This is a genomic window from Saccharopolyspora sp. SCSIO 74807, from assembly GCF_037023755.1.
Lineage (GTDB): Bacteria > Actinomycetota > Actinomycetes > Mycobacteriales > Pseudonocardiaceae > Saccharopolyspora_C > Saccharopolyspora_C galaxeae.
In genome coordinates this window covers 3226055-3244205 of record NZ_CP146100.1, presented here as the reverse complement: position 1 = coordinate 3244205, position 18151 = coordinate 3226055, and the positions used below count along the sequence as shown (strand labels likewise).

Genomic DNA, 18151 nt, shown 5'->3' with positions numbered 1-18151 from the left:
GCTCACCCGACCCTGGTCGGGGCGAACGGCGCCAGCTCGACGCCTTGGGCCAGCAGCCGGTCCCGCAGGGTTTCGGCGATCACCACCGCGCCGGGGCTGTCGCCGTGCACGCAGATCGACTGCGCGTGCACGGCGACCTCGCTGCCGTCGACCGCCTCGATCGGTTCGCCGTTCGCCAGCCGCAGGCAGCGCTGCGCGATGGCGTCCGGATCGTGCAGCACGGCACCGGGTTCGCGGCGGGACACCAGCGTGGCCTGCGGGGTGTAGGCGCGGTCGGCGAAGGCTTCGCGCACGGTGCGCAGACCCGCCGACTCCGCCAGTTCCAGCCACTTCGAGCCGGGCAGCCCGAGGACGGCGAGGTTCCGGTCGTAGGCGGTCACCGCGTCGACCACCGCGGCGGCCTGCTGCTCGTCCCGCACGATCGCGTTGTAGAGCGCGCCGTGCGGTTTGACGTAGGTGACCTCGGTGCCTTCGACGCGGGCGAGGCCGTCCAGCGCGGCCAGCTGGTAGAGCACCTCGTCGGTGAGTTCCCGCGGCGGCACGTCGATGAACCGCCTGCCGAACCCGGCCAGATCCCGGTAGCCGACCTGCGCCCCCACGGCGACCTCGCGCGCGGCGGCCTCCGCGCACGCCCGCCGGATCACCGAAGGATCCCCGGCGTGGAACCCGCAGGCCACGTTCGCGCTGGTGACCACGGCCAGCAGCGCCGCGTCGTCGCCGAGTTCCCAACGGCCGAAGCCCTCGGCCAGGTCGGAGTTCAAGTCGATCCGCATGTCCGCTCCTCTCCCGGGACGCCCGCTCACTGCCAGAGCCCGGCGATGCCGCTGAGCGAGTTGATGCCCAAGTACAGCGACAGCAGCCAGGCCAGCACCCCGATCACCAGCAGCCAGCGCGGGTAGCGGTACCCGCCGAGCAGGTCGCGGCGCCGCGCGCCCACCCACAGCAGCACGCCGAACCCGACCGGCAGGATCAGCCCGTTCAGCGCACCGGCCAGCACCAGCAGGGTCGTCGGTGCCTGGTTCAGCAGCAGGAACACCGCCGTGGACACCGCGATGAACGCGACGACCAGCCAGGTGCGGCGGCGTTGCAGCGCGGGCGAGAAGGTCACCAGGAACGACACCGAGGTGTAGGCCGCACCGACGACCGAGGTGATCGAGGCCGCCCACAGGATCATGCCGAACATCCGCACGCCGACCTCGCCCGCGGCGTGCCCGAACGCCGCCGCGGTCGGGTTGCCCGCGGCGCTCAACGACACCCCGGAGGCCACGACGCCGAGCACCGCGAGGAACAGCACCGCCCGCATCAGCCCGGTGACCAGCAGCGACCACACCGAACTGCGGCTGACCTCGACGATACGCTCCGGTCCGGTAACCCCGGCGTCGACCAGCCGGTGCGCGCCCGCATAGGTGATGTAGCCGCCGACGGTCCCGCCGATGAGCGTGGTGATGGACAGGAAGTCGACGGTGTCCGGCAGCACCGCCTGCCGCAGCGCCTGCCCCACCGGCGGCCCGGACACGACGGCGACGTAGCTGGTCAGCCCGATCATGACCACGCCGAGCACGACCACGATCCGGTCCATCGCCACACCGGCCCGCTTGCTCAGGAAGATGCCGATGGCGACCAGCGCGGAGAGCGCGCCGCCGATCTTGGCGTCCAGTCCGAACAGCGCATCGAGTCCGAGCGAGGTGCCCGCGACGTTGGCGACGTTGAACACCAGCCCGCCGAAGACCACCAGCGCCGCCATCGCGTAACCGAGCCCGGGCAGCACCCGGTTGCCGAGGTCCTGCGCCCGCATCCCGGAGACCCCGATGACGCGCCACACGTTGAGCTGCACGGCCACGTCGATCAGCACCGACAGCAGGATGGCGAACGCGAACGCGGCGCCGAGCTGCACGGTGAACTCGGTGGTCTGAGTGATGAAACCGGGGCCGATGGCGCTGGTGGCCATCAGGAAGACCGCCCCGATCAGCGCGCCGCGGTTGACGCCGGTCGTCTTGGTGTCGCTCATTGCGCTCCCCTCCCGCTGCACTGCGGGTTCCCTGCCCGGGCGGACCCTGCCCAAATGCCGTGCGCTGGGCTTTCCCCGGCGTGGTGTGCCGCCGTCCCGGCGGTGGGAACACGATAGGGCTCGTTCACCTCGGGATCAATAGGACTTGAGAACATATCCACGTTTCCCATGTAGAACGTTCGATCGTTCAACAATCCCACGGAGGCGGTCGGGGTGCGGCTTGAGCTGCGCGTATCGTTCGGTCGTCGGACGTCCCTACGTTCCGCGGCGCCGTCGTTAAACTTTCGGTTCCCGATCAAGCCCGAGTCTGGAGCGCACATGACCCAGTGGGTCGACCGGTTGGCCGCCGACCGCGTCCTGCTCGAACGCACCAGCACCGTCGAGCGCGTCACCGACCTGCTGCGGCAGCGCATCATCCAGGGCGAGCTGCCGCCGGGCACCCAGCTCTCCGAGGTCAGCGCCAAGGACGCGCTCGGGGTCTCGCGCAACACCCTGCGCGAGGCGTTCCGGCTGCTCGGGCACGAGCGGCTGCTGGTGCACGAGATGCACAAGGGCGTCTCGGTGCGCAAGCCCACCACCGCCGATGTCACCGACCTGTACCGGCTGCGCCGGATCATCGAGGTCGGCGCCGTCCGCTACGCCGAGACCACCAAGAAGTCGCTGGTGGAGGCCGTGGACCGGGCGGTCGCGGCAGGTGAGCGGGCCACCGGCGACGGCGACTGGGTGGAGGTCGGCACCGCGAACATGCGCTTCCACGAAGCACTGGTCGGGCTCGCCGACAGCCCCCGGATCAACGACGCCATGGCCGGGCTGCTGGCCGAGCTGCGGCTGGCGTTCCACGTCATGTCCACCGACGAGGACGGCAACCTCGACCCGGAACGCACCCGCGGCTTCTACGAGAAATACGTGGAACGCAACCGGGTCATCGCCGACAAGGTCGCGCGCGACGAGCTGGAATCCGCCGCCACCGACCTGGCCGGCTACCTCTCCGACGCGGAGGACCACCTGATCCAGGCGTACGAATCCCACCGCTGACAGCCGGTTCTGCTGCTCCGGACGGCTGGTTATGATCACCTGCGTTCGCAGCACACCGGGGAGGTACCTGTGGTCGGGGAGAGTTACCAGGTTCCGCCGCGCGTGGACGTGAGCGTGCCCAGCGTGGCGCGCTGCTACGACTACGCGCTCGGCGGCAAGGACAACTTCGAGGTCGACCGGGCCGCGGTGGCCGCCACCGAAGAGCTGGTGCCGGAAGCCGGGGTGCTGGCGAAGGTGAACCGCTCGTGGCACATCCGGGCCACCCGGTTCCTGTCCGAGCGGGCGGGCATCAAGCAGTACCTGGACCTGGGCGCGGGGCTGCCGACCGCGGAGAACACCCACGAGGTCGTGCACCGGATGGACCGCGAGGCCCGCGTGGTCTACGTGGACAACGATCCGTCGGCGGCCGCGCACGGCCGCGTGCTGCTCGACGACGACGCCTCGGTGCGCTACATCGAAGGCGACCTCACCAAGCCGGAAGAGATCTTCGGCGATCCGGTGGTGCGCGATCATCTGGACCTGTCGCAGCCGATCGCGCTGTACCAGAGCGCGACCCTGCACCACCAGCCCGACGACCTGGACCTGGTCGGGATCATGCGCGACTACGTGGCGGCGTTGGCGCCCGGTTCGTACGTGGCGTTGAGCCACTTCTGGGATCCGGGCGGCGAAGCGGGCGCCATGGTGCGGCGCATCCGCGAGGTCATGCTGGAGCAGGGCCTCGACGGTGAGCACTTCCGCTCCCGCGAGCAGATCTCGGAGATGCTGCCCGGGCTGGAGCTCGTCCCGTCCGGCCCGGCGACCGCCGAGGGTCTGGTGCCGCTGCTGGAGTGGTGGCCGGACGGACCGACGGTCGTCGAACCGGGCGTCGTGCAGCGCTGCATCATGGGCGCCATCGGCCGCAAACCCTGAGCCCGCGTTCACTATCCTTGTCCGCTGCTGCTCGATTTGCGGTTTTCCTCGTTGAAAGGCACCCCGTCCGACCACACGAGGTCCACCTGCTTTGTTTTCCCGTCAGCATCGATCTGCATGATCGGCATGGCCTTGTTGATCGGGTCTCCGTGACTCTCCGGGCTGAACGCGATCATGCCGGTGGCGCCGTAAAACGGCCTGGCGCATGTGGTCGTATGCTTGATCGTGCCCGCCACCTCCTTGAGGTTCCTCGTCACCGATGACGTGTTGCGTGCGGCTTCGGCCGCGAGTTTGACCGCGTCGTAGTTGGACATCGCAAGGTGCCGTTGCAGCATCGACCGGGCAGCGGTAGCGGCGCGGAATCGGAGTACCGCCACTGTCAGCCCTGGTCATCGTTGTCCGGGCAGCCGTCCTCGACGAATTCGGTACGCCGTCCGGCGGTGCAGGTTGCGAATTCGAACACTACCTAGGCGGCTCGATCCACCCGGCGTCCGTTGCGCCAAATGGCGGCTATGTCACGAATGGCATTGATGTCGCTGGTCGGGTCGCCGTCGGCGAGCAACAGGTCGGCTCGGGCGCCGGGTTCGAGCACGCCCCTGCCTTCCAGGCCGAACCGCTGCGCCGGGAGTCCGGTGGCCGAGCGCAGCGCCTCGAGCGGACTCATGCCCGCGTCGACCAGCAACCCGAGTTCGGACAGCACGCTGACACCGCGCGCGGTTCCCGAGTTCGGGACATCGGTTCCGGCGAGTATCGGGACACCTGCCGCATGCAGGGCGCGAACGTTGTCCCGCGCCGCGGCGAATAGGCCCGGCTTGCACCTGTACCGCGCGCTCAGCCCGTCGCGTTGCCGCTGCGACAGGTACGGGGCCAGCGACGGGTCGCGCAGCACCCGGTCCGCTTCGCCCGCGCAGCTCAACGCGTTGAACACGCTCAACGTCGCGGTCACGAACGCCCCGCTGCGGCGCGCCAGCTCGACGACCTCGGGCGGCATCGGGTCCGCCGGCACGTGCGCGAGCCCGTCCGCTCCGGCTTCCAACGCGGTCAGCGCGTCGCGCTGCTGGACCACGTGCACGACGCATCGGGCTCCGCGCGCGTGCGCGGCTTCGATCGCATACCCCACTTGCCGGTCGCTGAGGGTGGGAGTCCGCCCGCCGAACAAGGTGCCGTCGTCCTTGATCACCTTGATGTAGTCCGAACCTTCGGCCAGGCGCGCACCGACGAATCGCGCGATCTCCGCGCGCCCGGCGTCCGGGGCGACCGTGGGGATCGGGCCGTACTCCGTGCCGTGCCCGCCGGGAACGGTCAGCAGCGTGCCCGCCGTCCACAGATCGGAGAACCGGGTCGGTGCCGTGGATTCGCGCTGCTCGCGGTACGGCCCGAGCCGGTCCAGGAACGTGAACATGTCCAGTTCGGTGGTGACGCCGAAGCGGACCGGGTCGGCGTCGAGGCCGAACGCGTGCACGTGCGCATCGATCAGACCCGGCAGCACCGTCTTCCCGCGCCCGTCGACGATGTCGATGCCGCGTGGCAACGAGGTTTCCGGGCCGACCACGAGGATGCGCGCGCCCCGCACGACGACGGCGCCGGGGCCGAGCGATCGCCTGCCGTCGAAGACGGCGGCACCTGCTATCGCGAACGTCGGCCCGGATGCGGCGGCGGGCGCGGTGATCGCGGTGCTGATCGAAGCGCCCACGGCGCCTGCCAGCGCCGTCCGTCTGCCGATCCGCGCCGGTACGGAATCGTGCATCGACTACCCCCAGTGTTCTCCCAGCAACACCAGGAAACCAGCATGGTCAACCATGCCGTCGCTCAGTCGATCAGCCTGCGGCGCATCGCGGTGTAGGCGAGCAACCACATCAGTCCAGCGAACCCGGCCAGCGCCAGCACGTGCAGGACGTCCACCGCGGGCTGCGGCCCGAACGCGGCGTGCCGGACCAGCTCGACGCAGTGGTACAGCGGGTTGAACGCCGCTGCGGTCCCCGCCCAGCCCGGCAACTGCGAGATCGGGAAGAACGTGCCCGCCACCAGGAACAGCGGTGTGATCACCGCGCTGACGATGTAGTTGAACGAGTCGATCGCGGGCACGATCGCCGAGCACCAGATGCCGAACAACGCGAAGCCGAGACCGGTGATCACCCCGGTCGGCGGCACCAGCAGCATGCCCGGCGCCGGATCCAGCCCGAACACCATCGCCACCAGCAGCGGCGCGCAGCCGTACACACCGGCCTTGACCCCCAGCCACAGCGCCTCGGCGGTGACGAGTTCGTGCACGTCCACCGGCGCGGCCAGCATCGCGTCGTAGGAGTGCTGGAACTTGCGCCGCACGAACGTGGTGAACATGCCGCCGAAGGCGCTGGTGAACAGCACCGACGTGGCCACCACACCGGTGCCGAGGAACTCGATGTAGGGCAGTCCGCCGATCGTGGCGATCAGCGTGCCGAAACCGAACCCGAACGCCAGCAGGTAGATCGTCGGCTCCACCACCGAGGAGAACGTGCTGGAGATCCAGTACCGGCGGAACAGGGTCATCTCCCGCTTCCAGACCCCGGCGAACGCGGCGAGTTCGAAACGCCGCAACCGCTGCGGAGCCTGTCCGGGCGCGTGCGCGGTCATTCCACGACCTCCCCGGTCAGCGACACGAACACGTCCTCCAGGTTGCTGACCCTGCGGTGCCCGCCGCCGAGCCGCGCGGCCGTGGCTTCGGGCATGAGCTCGGCGCGCAGCACCGAAACCGAAGGCCCGGTCCGCCGGGTCACCAGGCCCGCGTCCACCGCGATCGTCTCCACCTCGCTGAGCCGGTGCGGCGGGCCGTAGTACTCCAGCACTTCCCGACCGGCGTGCTCATCGCGCAGGTCATCGGGTTTGCCGTGGGCGACGACCCGGCCGCGGGACATCACCGCCACGTCGTCGGCGAGGCGTTCGGCCTCCTCGATGTAGTGCGTGGACATCAGCACGGTCACGCCTTCCGCGCGCAACGCGTCGATCAGCGCCCAGAGCTCCTGCCGCACCTGCGGGTCCAGCCCGACGGTCGGCTCGTCCAGCAGCATCAGCCGCGGCGAGTGCACCAGCCCGCGCGCGATCAGCAGCCTGCGCCGCATCCCGCCGGAGAGTTCGTCGGTCTTGGTCTCGGCGCGCCTGTCGAGCTGGGCCAGCCGCAGCGCCCGGTGCACCGCCTGCGCCCGCCGCCCGCGCGGAATCCGGTAGAGCTGCGCGAACACCTCCAGGTTCTGCCGAGCTGTGAGCTCTTCGTCCAGGTTGTCCAGCTGCGGCACCACGCCCATGACGGCCCGCGCGCGCTTCGACTGCCGCGGCACCGCGAAACCGAGCACGTCGATCTCGCCGGAGTCCGCCCGGGTCTGCGCGGTGATCATCCGCATGGTGGTGGACTTGCCCGCGCCGTTCGGCCCGAGCAGCCCGAGGCAGGTCCCGGCGGGCACGGTCAGGTCCAGCCCGTCCACCGCGGTGATCTCGCCGTATCGCTTGACCACACCGCGCAGCGCGAGCGCGGGGACGGTCGTCGCCTCCGTCCCTGCGCGCCCGGCCGCGCGGTCCCTCGTGGTCATGCGCCCCCCAGCCGGTCTACGGGATTCCGCCGTCAACCGTACGTCTTTTCCCGGGGTTTTCCGCCTGGTGCGCAGCGTCGGTGCTGGTCTTCGTCGGGGCCTGCGCTCACAGCCCCGCGAACAAGTCGGTTTCCTGGTCGTGCTCGCCCGCGCCGGGCCCGCGTTCGCCGCGGACCAGCAGGAAGTGCTCCTGGACGAACTCGGGTTGGCGCACCATCCGGGCGAAGAAGCCGTCGTCATCGACGTCGACCTGGCTGCGGTAGTGCCGCAGCGCGGCGAGTTTGCGCGGGTGCTGCGCGGTGCCGTCGAGCACGGCGGTGATCTTCGCGTCCGGCACGGCGCCCGGGTTGAAGTCGGTGGCCCCGGCGGCGTGCATCCGTTCGACGAACGAGGTGGGCAGCGTGATCCAGTAGACCTTCGGCACCGTCCAAGCTTCGCCGAGCTGCGGCTCCCAGTCCGCGTCCGCTGCCGGGTCCAGCGCGTTCATCACCGCGCGGTTCGCGGCGATGTGGTCGGGGTGGCCGTAGCCGCCGTAGTCGTCGTAGGTGACCACGACGTGCGGGCGTTCGGCGCGCAGCAGCCGAACCACTTCGCGGGTCACCTCGCCCGGGTCGGCGGCGGCGAACACGCCTTCGGCGCTGTTGCTGGTCAGCCCGGCCATGCCGCTGTCGCGCCACCTGCCGGGTCCGCCGAGCCAGTGCTGCCGGATGTCGCCGAACTCGGCGAGCGCGCCGTCGAGTTCCCGGCGGCGGTGCTCGCCGAGCGCCTCCGGGGAGTCCCGCAGGTGCGCGAGCTCCGGCGCCACGACCTCGCCGAGTTCCCCGCTGGTGCAGGTCACGAGCGTGACCGTGGCGCCTTCCGCGGCGTAGCGGGCCATCGTCGCGCCTGTGACCGTGGACTCGTCATCCGGATGGGCGTGCACCAGCAGCAACCGTCGATCGCTCATGCTTTCGAGGATAGAGACCCGGGTGGGGCCGGTGTGCGCGGTTCGAGCACCGTCACACCGGCCGGCTCGGAACAGCTGCGCGCACTCCTTCGACGAGGTCCGCGGACAGCGGTTCGGTGTGCACGATCCCGAGCCGCTGGGTCGCGCGGGTCAGCGCGACGTAGAGCTGCGCCCCGCCGCACGGTCCGCGCCGGATCAGCTCCGGCTCGACCAGCAGCACGGAGTCGAACTCACGGCCCTTGGCCGCGGCCGGGGCGAGGATCGGCACGTCCGGCGGCAGGTCGAGATCGGCTTCGCTCAGCACCGCGAAGGTCCCGGTGCGCGCGGCTTCGTCGGCGGCCACCGCCAGTACCGCCGCGGCCAGCTCGCCCGCTGGAACCCGGCGCGCCCACGGCAGCACTCCGGTGCGGCGCACCGAGGTCGGCGGCCGCAACGCGGGGTCGTGCGCTGCGAGGACTCGTCCGGCAACGTCCATGATCTCGGCAGGCGTGCGGTAGTTCGTGCGCAGCTCGCGGTAGGTCCAGCGGTCCCGCACGTGCGGCTCGAACACCTCGCTCCAGGAGTGCGCACCGGCCGGCGAGCGGCGCTGCGCCAGGTCGCCGACCACGGTGAACTCCTTGCTCGGACAGCGCCGCATCAGCAGCCGCCAGTCCATTGCGGACAGTTCCTGGGCTTCGTCGGCCACGACGTGCCCGTAGGTCCAGTCGCGGTCCGCGGCGGCGCGTTCGGCCAGCGGGCGCTCGTCGCGCTTCTCGTACCGCTCGGCCAGCTCCGCCGCGTCGAGCACGTCCACCGCTCGCAGCGTCTCCCCGTCATCGTCGTCGTAGTCCAAAGTGGACAACACGCGTTCCGCATCGTGCTCCCGGCTGCGCCGCGCCCGTCGCTCCTGCGCATCGCGGGGAAATGTTCCGAGGAATTCCACGGATTCGTCCAGCAACGCGACATCGGCCACCGTCCAGGCAGAACCGTCCGCGCGCAGCAGCGCATCTCGATCCGATGTGGACAGAACACCGCAGGCGGCCGCCAGCCGCTGCGGTGCGCAGAACAGTTCGGCGAGCAACCGCTGCGGAGTCAGCAACGGCCACAACCGATCCAGCGCATCCCGCAAACCGGCGTGCGCGGACAGCTCGTAGCGCACGTCCGCGGCGAAATCCGCCCGCAGCCCGACGTCCCCGGCATCCAGCCACCCTTCCCCGATGAGCTCGACGGCCCGCTCGACCAGTTCGTCGACCAGCTCCTCGCGGAACACCCGCCGGGCCGGGTTGTGCGGCAAGCCGCTCGCCCGCGCCCGCTCCCGCACGCGAGCCGCCATCCCGCGGTCCAGCGGCACCGTGACGTCCGAGAGCTCGATGCCGATCGGCTCGTCCGGCAGCTCCTGCCGGTCCGCGACGGCGGCGGCGAGCACCTGCACCATCTCGGCACCGCCTTTGACCCGTTGCGCCGCAGGCGAATCCTCCATCTCGGTGTACACGCCGGGGAACAGCTCACCGGTGGTGGCGAACACGACGCCGGACTCCCCGAGCGACGGCAGCACCTGACCGATGTAGCTGAGGAACTCCGGGTTCGGGCCGAGCACCAGCGCACCGCGCCGCGACAACCGCTCGCGCCGGGTGTAGAGCAGGTAGGCGACGCGGTGCAGCGCCACGGCCGTCTTGCCGGTGCCGGGTCCGCCCTCGACGACGAGCACGCCCGGCCGCTCCAGCCGGATGATCTCGTCCTGCTCGGCCTGGATGGTCGTGACGATGTCGCGCATCACCGACTCGCGAGGGGCGTTCAGCGCGTCCATCAGCGCGGTGCTCGCGCCGCCGGGCTCCTCCTCGCCGACGCCGTCGAAGACCTCGTCCTGGAAGTCCTCGATCAACCGTCCGGAAGTGCGGAAGTGCCGCCTGCGCAACAGACCCTCCGGATTCGCACCGGTCGCGCAGTAGAACGGGCGGGCCGCGGGCGCGCGCCAATCCAGCAGCAGCGGCTCGTATTCGTTATCGGAGTCGAACAGACCGATCCGGCCGATGTAGCCGGGCCCGTCCGCGTCGTCGATGCGGCCGAAGCACAACCCGGCGTCAGCGATCCGCGTCCGCGCGACCCGCGCTCGGTTGTGCGCGACCTCGACGTCGTGCTGCCAAGCCGTTTCCAGCGTGCTGCTCGCCGGCAGCGAGGCGGTGAGCGCGGCGGACGCCGCCCGCCGCGCGGCGTCGAGCCGCTCGTACAACTCCGCCACGTAGGTGCGTTCGGCGAACAATTCCTCGTTCTTCGGCCGCTTTGACAATTCCGTCCCACCCCTGCTAGAATAAAGAAAAGCGTTCTTCGCGTGCAGTTGAGCGCAATTCTCCATTCTTGCGGGCGTGTCAAGCCGAGGCCGAAATCAGCGATGCGGATCAGCGGTTGCCGCGCGAATTCGACGGCGGACGTTCACAGCTTGCCGGTCAGCGCGACCCACACCGGCCCGGGCGCGAACGGCAGCGGATCTCCCGACTCCGTCGTGTAGGTCGTCCCCACGTCCGGGCTCGGCCGGTTCCACCGCGCATCGAAAGCCATGCCGTCCCGCAGCACCAAGGCGCGCCCGCTGCCCACGGACTCCGCGTACGGCGAGGCGCTGCCGGCGACATCGCTCACGGACGACTGGTGGATGGCCACCTCTTGGAGCACCACCGTTCCCGCACCGAGCCGGCCCGAATCCGCAGCCGCGGCCGGTTTCCCGTCCATCCCGACGAGGTACCGCTGCTGCTGCGGTGACCAGGTGAAGCTCGTCGACGCGGACTTGTAGGCGACCTGCGCGGACTCGCGGGGCTGCCCGCCCGCCGGGGCGGGGCCGAACACCATCGGAGCCTTCGGGGACCACGGCGCGCCTGCCGGCACGGCCGAAGGCCGCACGAACAGGTTGTGCGGAGATTCCCGGTCGGTGCCGCGGAAGAACGCGCTCGGGTCGCGCTCCGGCGGGACCGGGTCCAGCGCAGCACCGGAAAGCCTCGGCAGCAGTTGCGGGGCGGCGCCGGAGAAGACCAGCGTCGGCCTGCCGAACTGCGCCAGCAGCTCCATGTCCGTCTCCCGCGCGCTGCGCACCGGCCCGACCACCGGCGGGCGATCTCCGCCGAACACGGCGACGAGCCTGCTCAGCCCGCCCTCCACCGGTTCGACCACCACGAGATCGGCCGAACCGATGCCCACCGCAGGACGCGCCTCCGGGACGTTGTCGATCTTCACGGCGAGCACCGGCGGGCCGGGCGCGGGCGGCCCCGGCGGCGCGGGCGCGGGCTGTTGCGGCGGGGCAGGCTGCGGAGGCGGCGGCGCGGGCTGGGTGCGGGTCGGCTGGCAGGCCAGACCGACCACGAACACGGCGACCAGCACCGCGAACGCGCGCACGACCGAGCTGAACGTTCTCCGCACCTGGTACCCCCTTGCCTGAACACCCAGCGTGCTCCTCAGCCGGGTGACAAACAAGGCACCAAACCTGCCGAACAGGGGAAATGCGCGCGTCGACCATTACTTTCCGGTGGTAATCGCTCACCCCTGCGCGGGATAACGGTTTCCGGTCATTCGCGGAACAACTTGTCCGGAGTGATCGGCAGGTCGCGTGCGCGGACCCCGGTGGCGTGGTGCACGGCGTTGGCGACCGCCGCAGGCGACCCGACAATGCCGATCTCGCCGATCCCGCGCGCGCCCATCGGATTCGCGTGCGCGTCGTGCTCGTCCAGCCACGTCGCCTGCATGTCGGCGATGTCGGCGTGCACCGGCACGTGGTACTGCGCGAAGTCGCGGTTGATGACGTGGCCGAACCGCGGGTCCAGCACGCTTTCCTCGTGCAGCGCCATCGACAGCCCCATCGTCATACCGCCGAGCAGCTGCGAACGCGCCGTGGTCGGATTGATCACCTGCCCCACCGAGAACACGCCGAGCATTCGCGGCACCCGGACTTCACCGGTGTCGGCGTTGACCCGGGCCTCGGCGAAGATCGCGCCGAACGAATGCATGGAGAACCGGTCGTCATCCGGGTTGTCCGGCGTCATGCCGTCCGCCTCGTCCCCATCGGAAGGGTCGGTGCCGAACTTCTCCCGGAACCGGCGGGCGGCGTCGACGATCGTCGCACCCCAGGACGACAGCCCCGAGGAACCACCTTCCACAGTCGCCACCGGCAGGTCGGTGTCGCCGAGCTGCAACCGCACCGATTCCACCGGGCAGCCGAGCGCGTCCGCTGCGACCTGCGTCAACGCCGTCCAAGTCCCGGTGCCGATGTCCGCGGCGCCGATGCGGACCTCGTAGCGCCCGCCGCTGAACCGGATGTCGGCGACCGAACCGGGGAAGGTGAACCGCGGATACGTCGAACTCGCGACGCCGGTACCGATCAGCCAGTTCCCGTCCCGCCGGGCACGCGGGCGGGGATCCCGGCCGGGCCAGCCGAACCGCTCGGCGCCCTCCCGCAGGCAGCGCGCCAGGTTCCGCGCCGAATACGGCAGGCCGGATTCCGGGTCGACGTCGGGCTCGTTGCGCAGGCGCAGCTCGATCGGATCGAGTCCGCAAGCCTCGGCCAATTCGTCCATCGCGACCTCGGTCGCGAACATGCCCGGAGCCTCCCCGGGAGCGCGCATCCAGAACGGCACCGGCACGTCCAGCGCGGCCAGCCGGTGCGTGGTGCGGCGGTTCGGCGCGGGATACATGGTCCTGGTGGCCACCGCGGTCTGTTCGGCGAACTCCTGCACCGTCGAGGTGTGCTCGACGACGTCGTGGGTCACCAGCGACAGCGTGCCGTCGCGGCCGGCGCCGAGCCGCACGTGCTGGATCGTCGGCGTGCGGTGCCCGACCAGGTCGAACATCTGCTGCCGGGTCAGGGCCAGCTTCACCGGCCTGCCCCCGGCCACGCGGGCCGCCAGCGCGGCGAGGACGTTGTGCGCGTGCGCGGTGCCCTTCGAGCCGAAACCGCCTCCGACGTACGGCGAGATCACGCGCACGCGTTGCTCTTCCAGACCGAGCACGGGTGCGAGCCGGGACCTCGTGGCGAACACGCCCTGCGTGGAGTCGTAGAGCGTCAACGAGCCGTCCCGCCAGATGGCGACGCTGGTGTGCGGCTCCATCGGGTTGTTGTGCTCCATCGGGGTCGTGTAGGTCCGGTCGACCAGCACGTCGGGCTCGACGCTTTCGACCTCGCCCGAGTGCGTGTCGGTGCCGAAGCCCCCGTTGACGATCTCCGGCGCGTAGAGCCGTTCGTAGTTGCTGCGCAGCACCACGTCGTGCTGTTCCTGCTCGTAGTCGATCCGCACCAGACCGGCCGCCTGCCTGGCGACCTCCGGTGCTTCGGCGAGCACCGCGCCGATCAGCTGGCCGCGGAACGCGATGCGATCGGACTGCAGCACCCACATCTCCGGGTCGTCGCCGGTGGCCAGGCGCGGTGCGTTCAGGTGGGTGAGGACAGCGGCGACGCCTTCGAGGTCCTCGGCGGCGTCGGTGTCGATGTGGCGGATGCGCCCGCGCGCGACCGTGGCCTGCACGGGATGCACGTAGAGCGGTTCGCGGACCGGTTGTTCGTAGGCGTAGGCCGCCGTGCCGGTCACCTTGGCGTGGCCGTCGAGGCGTTCCAGTGACGTCCCGATTGCGTTGCGCTCCAGCTGCTCGGTCATCGCTGCTCCCCGGTCAGGTCGCGCAGCGCGGCGACGATCGTGTTCTTGGCCATCGGGACTTTGAAGGCGTTGCCCGCGAGCGGGCTCGCGTCGGCCAGCTCGGCCTCGGCGGCCTCCCGGAACGCTTGCTCGGTGGCGCGGCTTCCGCGCAGCGCGGCTTCGGCGCGCCGCGCCCGCCACGGCTTGTGCGCCAAACCGCCCAGCGCGAGCCGCACGTCCTGCACCACGCCGCCGGCCATGTCGACGACCGCGGCCACCGAAACGAGCGCGAACGCGTACGAAGCGCGGTCCCGCACTTTGCGGTAAGCGGAAATCGGCGCGGCTCCAGGGATATCGACCGCGGTTATGAGCTCGCCGTGCTGCAGCACCGTGTCGCGCTCCGGTGAATCCCCGGGCAACCGGTGGAACTCCGCGACCGGGACGGTTCGTTCGCCATCGACGCCCTGTATCCGCACCACCGCGTCCAGCGCCGTCATCGCCACCGCCATGTCCGACGGGTGCGTGGCCACGCACTGCTCGGACGACCCGAGGATCGCCATGTCGCGGTTGTGCCCGCTGATCGCCGAACATCCGGAGCCGGGTTCCCGCTTGTTGCACGGTGTCGTGACGTCCTGGAAGTACGGGCAGCGGGTGCGCTGCAGCAGGTTCCCGCCGGTCGTGGCGAGGTTGCGCAGCTGCCCGGAGGCGCCGGCCAGCAATGCCTGCGCCAGCACCGGGAACCGCTGCCGGATCAGCGGGTGCGCGGCGAGCTCGCTGTTGCGCACCGACGCGCCCGCCCGGACCACGCCGTCCTGCTCCTGGACCTCGCCGAACGGCAGCCGCGACACGTCGACCAGCAGCTCCGGCTCGCTCACCCCCAGCTTCAAGTGATCCACCAGGTTCGTGCCCCCGGCGAGGAACCGCGCGTTCGGGTTCCGCGCCACCGTCGCAACCGCGCCCGCGGCGTCCGTGGCGCGCTCGTAGTCGAACGGGATCATGTCGCCACCTCGCGGATCGCGGCCAGGATGTTCACGTAAGCCCCGCAGCGGCACAGGTTCCCGCTCATCCGCTCGCGGATCTCGTCGTCGGTGAGCGCGGGTTCGGCGGCCACGTCCGCGGTGGCGTGGCTCGGCCAGCCCTGCTCTGCCTCGTCCAGCATTCCCACCGCGGAACAAACCTGTCCCGGCGTGCAATAACCGCACTGGAACCCGTCGTGCTGCACGAACGCGCGAGCGACCGGGTGCAGCTCACCGTCGTCGGCCAGCCCCGCCGCCGTGGTGATCTCCGCCCCGTCCTGCGCCACGGCGAGCGACAGGCAGGTCGTCACCCGCCACCCGTCCACCAGCACCGTGCAGGCACCGCACTGGCCGTGATCGCACCCCTTCTTCGGCGACACCACCCCCAGCCGGTCCCGCAGCGCGTCGAGCACCGTGACCCGCGGCTCCACGTCCAGCTCACGCTCCGTGCCATCCACTGTCCAAGTGATCCGCATGGCGTACCTCCTTCCGATGCCGCGATCCTTCAGAGTGACGGCCGCGCGCGTCACTCGCTCGACTCGCGGCGTGTACCAGCGGAAACGGAGCGCCCCTCGAATCGCCGCGCACGGGCGGGTGATTCTTCGCCGACTGGCGGCGCGGGTCGTGCGAACCCGAAACGACATGCGACCTGCGCGGTACAACGCAGCACACCGGAAATGGAGATCGGAAAATCAGCAAGACGTGATCTTTTTCCGCGGGTGCAAACGATCACGCAAGTCGCACGCCGCCGCCAAGGCCGGCCACCGGAACATCGCCGGTCACGGCCTGCGAGAAGTGGATCCGGCGAAACGCCGACCGCGAAGCACCGTCGCCGCCGAGCTCACCACCGGGGATAGCGTTCTTTCCAGCGTTGCGGGTCGGCTTGCTCGCGCGGATTGCGGACGGAGAAGTGCCAGTAGGCGTCGTTGGCGACCTCTTGGACGAGGTCGGTGACGCCGAGCGCGTCCACCCATTCCCGCGGCAGCCCCGGCAGACCCGCGCGGGCGCCGACGAGTGCGCCGGTCAGCGCGGCGGTCATGGCGCTGCGACCGGACTGGTTCGCGGCGGCCAGGATCGCCGATCGCGGGTCGTACTCCCGCTTCGCGGCGGCCAGCAGGGCTCGGCCGAGGACCGAAGCGGTGTCCTGCCCGTCGCCTATCGCTTCCACCTCGTCCCGGTCGGGCTCGAGGTAGTTCCGCCAGCGGCCCAACGCGTTCCTCGCGAGGTCGATGGCGGGCTGGTGCGGGCTGTCGGCAGCCGGAAGCCCGTCGAGCTGCTTCTGCAACCGCATCCACACGGGTTCGACGAAGCGCTCTCGACGGAACAGGCCGGTGAACAACTCCGCGAGGATCGCGGACGCTCCGGCGTCGAGCGGATCGCGGTACCAGCCCTGCGCCTGCGGGTCGGTCTTGTGCGCCGCTACCGCATCGGGCAGCGCCCACATCAGCATCAACGGACCGTGCAATCCCGCATTCCGGCCGGGTTCGGCGATCGCCCGCTGCACCGCCTCGGCCAGCCCCTCTGGGACTCCGCGGCGGAATTGCGCTTCGGGCGCATTCAGCAGCCAACCGTCCGGTGCCGGACGTTCGGCCGCCAACGCACCTGCCGCCTGCTGCCACGGCATTCCTTGCGCGACGAGCCATCGCGCGTGCGCCGACCGCATCGCCATCGGCTGCTGGTCGCCGTCCTGGCGCATCCCCGTCCGCAAGCCGCGCACGGTGCCTTCGGTCAGGAACAGCAGAAGCTGAGTCCGCCAGCTCACCTGCCCGGGACGATCGAACACCGCGTCCGGCGCGGTGATCCCGTTCTCGCCGTAGTGCTGCTGGATCTGCGACCACGACATGCCGTCCACCGCGGAACCGAGCGCGTCGCCCACGGCGAAACCGACGTAGGCGCCGATCACGCCGTGCCAGAACCGGTGCAGGTCCTGCGTTCCTTCCAGCGGGATCTTCCCGAACGTCGCGGGAACGGGGTACGCCTGCCCGGACGGCTCATGCCGCACTTCCAGCCCGTTCGCGTGCAGATCGGCCGGCCAGTTCTGCTGCTCACCGGCCGCGCGTCGCTCGGCGTTGGTCTTGACCCAGCAGCTCGCGAGCATGCTCAGCTTGCGTTCGCCGCTGGTCAGGTCGTACCCGGTGAGCCGCGAGAGCTGGATGCGGTGCTTCGAGACGGTCGGCTGCTCGGCCAGCCCGAAGTGCTCCCGCAACTGCGCCGCATAGTCGTCGAACGACCCGTCCAAGCCAGGCTCCACGACGACCTGCGGTTCTTCCGGCTGGTATCGGGGGAAGGAACCGTACTCCGCGGCGACACGCGCCAACTCCTCGGCGCCGAACTCGGTCCGCGGATACGCGGCAGAGTTGATCACGAGACCGCTGCCGGGGTACCGGGAAACCAGCGTCGGCACCGTGATCCGCAGCCACCGGCAGGATTCCGGCATCTTGCGCGGCGAGCTGTAGGCGCTGAGCCGCCGCGGCGGATCGACTTCGTAGGCCGGTTCGTCCGCCGACAACGGGAGCAGCACGACCATGTCGAACAACAGGGCCAACGCGGCCTCGTGGGACAGGACGCCGAGCTGCAGGTAGTTGAGCAGCGTCTCAAGCTGGTTCTGCGCCCTCGGCAGGCCCACCGCTCGCGGGCCGGGAATCCACTTCGGGTTGAGCTGCTCCGTCGTCCGGCCGTCCTCGTGCAGGACTTTCCAGCCGACCAGAGCTTTCCGCGGCACGCCCGCCCGGTAGAAGCCCGCGCGGTCGTACTCCGGATCGACGAACTCCCGGTACCGCGGCTGCCCGGGCCAATCGACCGGGCGCGAGAAACCGGGGTGCGGCGTCGTGTTCGCCTCCCGCAGCTCCCCTTCCGGCTCGGTGACGATCAACCGCTGCGGCGGGAAGATCCGCTGCATGCCGTCCCCGCCGTCGAGGAAGGCGACGTTGTCCCACGGCACGACCCAACCTTCCAGGCCGAGTCGCACGTTGTCGTGATCGACCCGAACCCCGTCGGGCTCGTTCAGCGGGGTGCCCACCGCCCGCAACCACCGCTCGGCGAGTTCGACGGCCTGTGCCTGCTGCACTACTCACCTGGTCCTTCCC

General features: G+C 70.5%; 15 protein-coding genes. 2 read left to right on the top strand and 13 right to left on the bottom strand.

Features of this window, described 5'->3' with window-relative positions:
- Positions 1 to 2: 2 nt before the first annotated feature.
- Both V1457_RS14970 and V1457_RS14965 read right to left on the bottom strand, forming a co-directional pair.
- Positions 3 to 773, bottom strand: a complete 771-nt coding sequence (locus V1457_RS14970; protein WP_200071079.1) for a LamB/YcsF family protein — start codon at positions 771 to 773, stop codon at positions 3 to 5.
- A 26-nt stretch (positions 774 to 799) separates the two neighbouring features.
- The gene (locus tag V1457_RS14965; protein ID WP_200071078.1) at positions 800 to 2008 is read right to left on the bottom strand and encodes an NRAMP family divalent metal transporter; all 1209 of its coding nucleotides are present in this window, start codon (positions 2006 to 2008) and stop codon (positions 800 to 802) included.
- Between the two features lie 318 nt (positions 2009 to 2326).
- Here V1457_RS14965 and V1457_RS14960 point away from each other — a divergent pair, with 318 nt between their 5' ends.
- Positions 2327 to 3043, top strand: coding sequence for a GntR family transcriptional regulator (locus V1457_RS14960; RefSeq protein WP_295146124.1), 717 nt, complete (start codon positions 2327 to 2329; stop codon positions 3041 to 3043).
- A 69-nt stretch (positions 3044 to 3112) separates the two neighbouring features.
- Entirely contained in the window at positions 3113 to 3952 is an 840-nt protein-coding gene (locus tag V1457_RS14955; RefSeq protein ID WP_200071076.1) for an SAM-dependent methyltransferase, read from the top strand.
- A gap of 11 nt (positions 3953 to 3963) precedes the next feature.
- On the opposite strand, the gene V1457_RS14950 is transcribed toward V1457_RS14955, so the two are convergent.
- From V1457_RS14950 to V1457_RS14900, 11 genes are all read right to left on the bottom strand, one after another.
- Entirely contained in the window at positions 3964 to 4266 is a 303-nt protein-coding gene (locus V1457_RS14950; RefSeq protein ID WP_338604601.1) for a hypothetical protein, read from the bottom strand.
- Between the two features lie 152 nt (positions 4267 to 4418).
- Positions 4419 to 5699: an amidohydrolase family protein gene (locus V1457_RS14945; RefSeq protein WP_338604598.1), complete on the bottom strand. Its 1281-nt coding sequence runs from the start codon at positions 5697 to 5699 to the stop codon at positions 4419 to 4421.
- Positions 5700 to 5761: 62 nt separating this feature from the next.
- Positions 5762 to 6565, bottom strand: a complete 804-nt coding sequence (locus V1457_RS14940) for an ABC transporter permease (RefSeq protein WP_200071073.1) — start codon at positions 6563 to 6565, stop codon at positions 5762 to 5764.
- The gene (locus tag V1457_RS14935; RefSeq protein WP_338604592.1) at positions 6562 to 7515 is read right to left on the bottom strand and encodes an ABC transporter ATP-binding protein; all 954 of its coding nucleotides are present in this window, start codon (positions 7513 to 7515) and stop codon (positions 6562 to 6564) included. Before V1457_RS14935 ends, V1457_RS14940 begins: the two co-directional genes overlap by 4 nt.
- Before the next feature lie 106 nt (positions 7516 to 7621).
- A complete protein-coding gene (mshB, locus tag V1457_RS14930; RefSeq protein ID WP_200071164.1) occupies positions 7622 to 8443 on the bottom strand; it encodes an N-acetyl-1-D-myo-inositol-2-amino-2-deoxy-alpha-D-glucopyranoside deacetylase in 822 nt (273 codons plus the stop codon).
- Positions 8444 to 8513: 70 nt separating this feature from the next.
- The gene (locus V1457_RS14925) at positions 8514 to 10727 is read right to left on the bottom strand and encodes a helicase (RefSeq protein WP_338604589.1); all 2214 of its coding nucleotides are present in this window, start codon (positions 10725 to 10727) and stop codon (positions 8514 to 8516) included.
- Between the two features lie 143 nt (positions 10728 to 10870).
- On the bottom strand, positions 10871 to 11845 hold the full coding sequence (locus V1457_RS14920) for a DUF3048 domain-containing protein (protein ID WP_338604586.1): 975 nt from the start codon (positions 11843 to 11845) through the stop codon (positions 10871 to 10873).
- Between the two features lie 146 nt (positions 11846 to 11991).
- Complete coding sequence (locus tag V1457_RS14915) at positions 11992 to 14070, bottom strand: xanthine dehydrogenase family protein molybdopterin-binding subunit (RefSeq protein WP_338604583.1); 2079 nt, start codon at positions 14068 to 14070, stop codon at positions 11992 to 11994.
- Positions 14067 to 15047, bottom strand: coding sequence for a xanthine dehydrogenase family protein subunit M (locus V1457_RS14910; RefSeq protein WP_338604580.1), 981 nt, complete (start codon positions 15045 to 15047; stop codon positions 14067 to 14069). Before V1457_RS14910 ends, V1457_RS14915 begins: the two co-directional genes overlap by 4 nt.
- Positions 15044 to 15541, bottom strand: a complete 498-nt coding sequence (locus tag V1457_RS14905) for a 2Fe-2S iron-sulfur cluster-binding protein (RefSeq protein ID WP_200071068.1) — start codon at positions 15539 to 15541, stop codon at positions 15044 to 15046. Before V1457_RS14905 ends, V1457_RS14910 begins: the two co-directional genes overlap by 4 nt.
- A 365-nt stretch (positions 15542 to 15906) precedes the next feature.
- Complete coding sequence (locus V1457_RS14900) at positions 15907 to 18132, bottom strand: ADP-ribosylglycohydrolase family protein (RefSeq protein ID WP_338604577.1); 2226 nt, start codon at positions 18130 to 18132, stop codon at positions 15907 to 15909.
- Positions 18133 to 18151 lie beyond the last annotated feature (19 nt).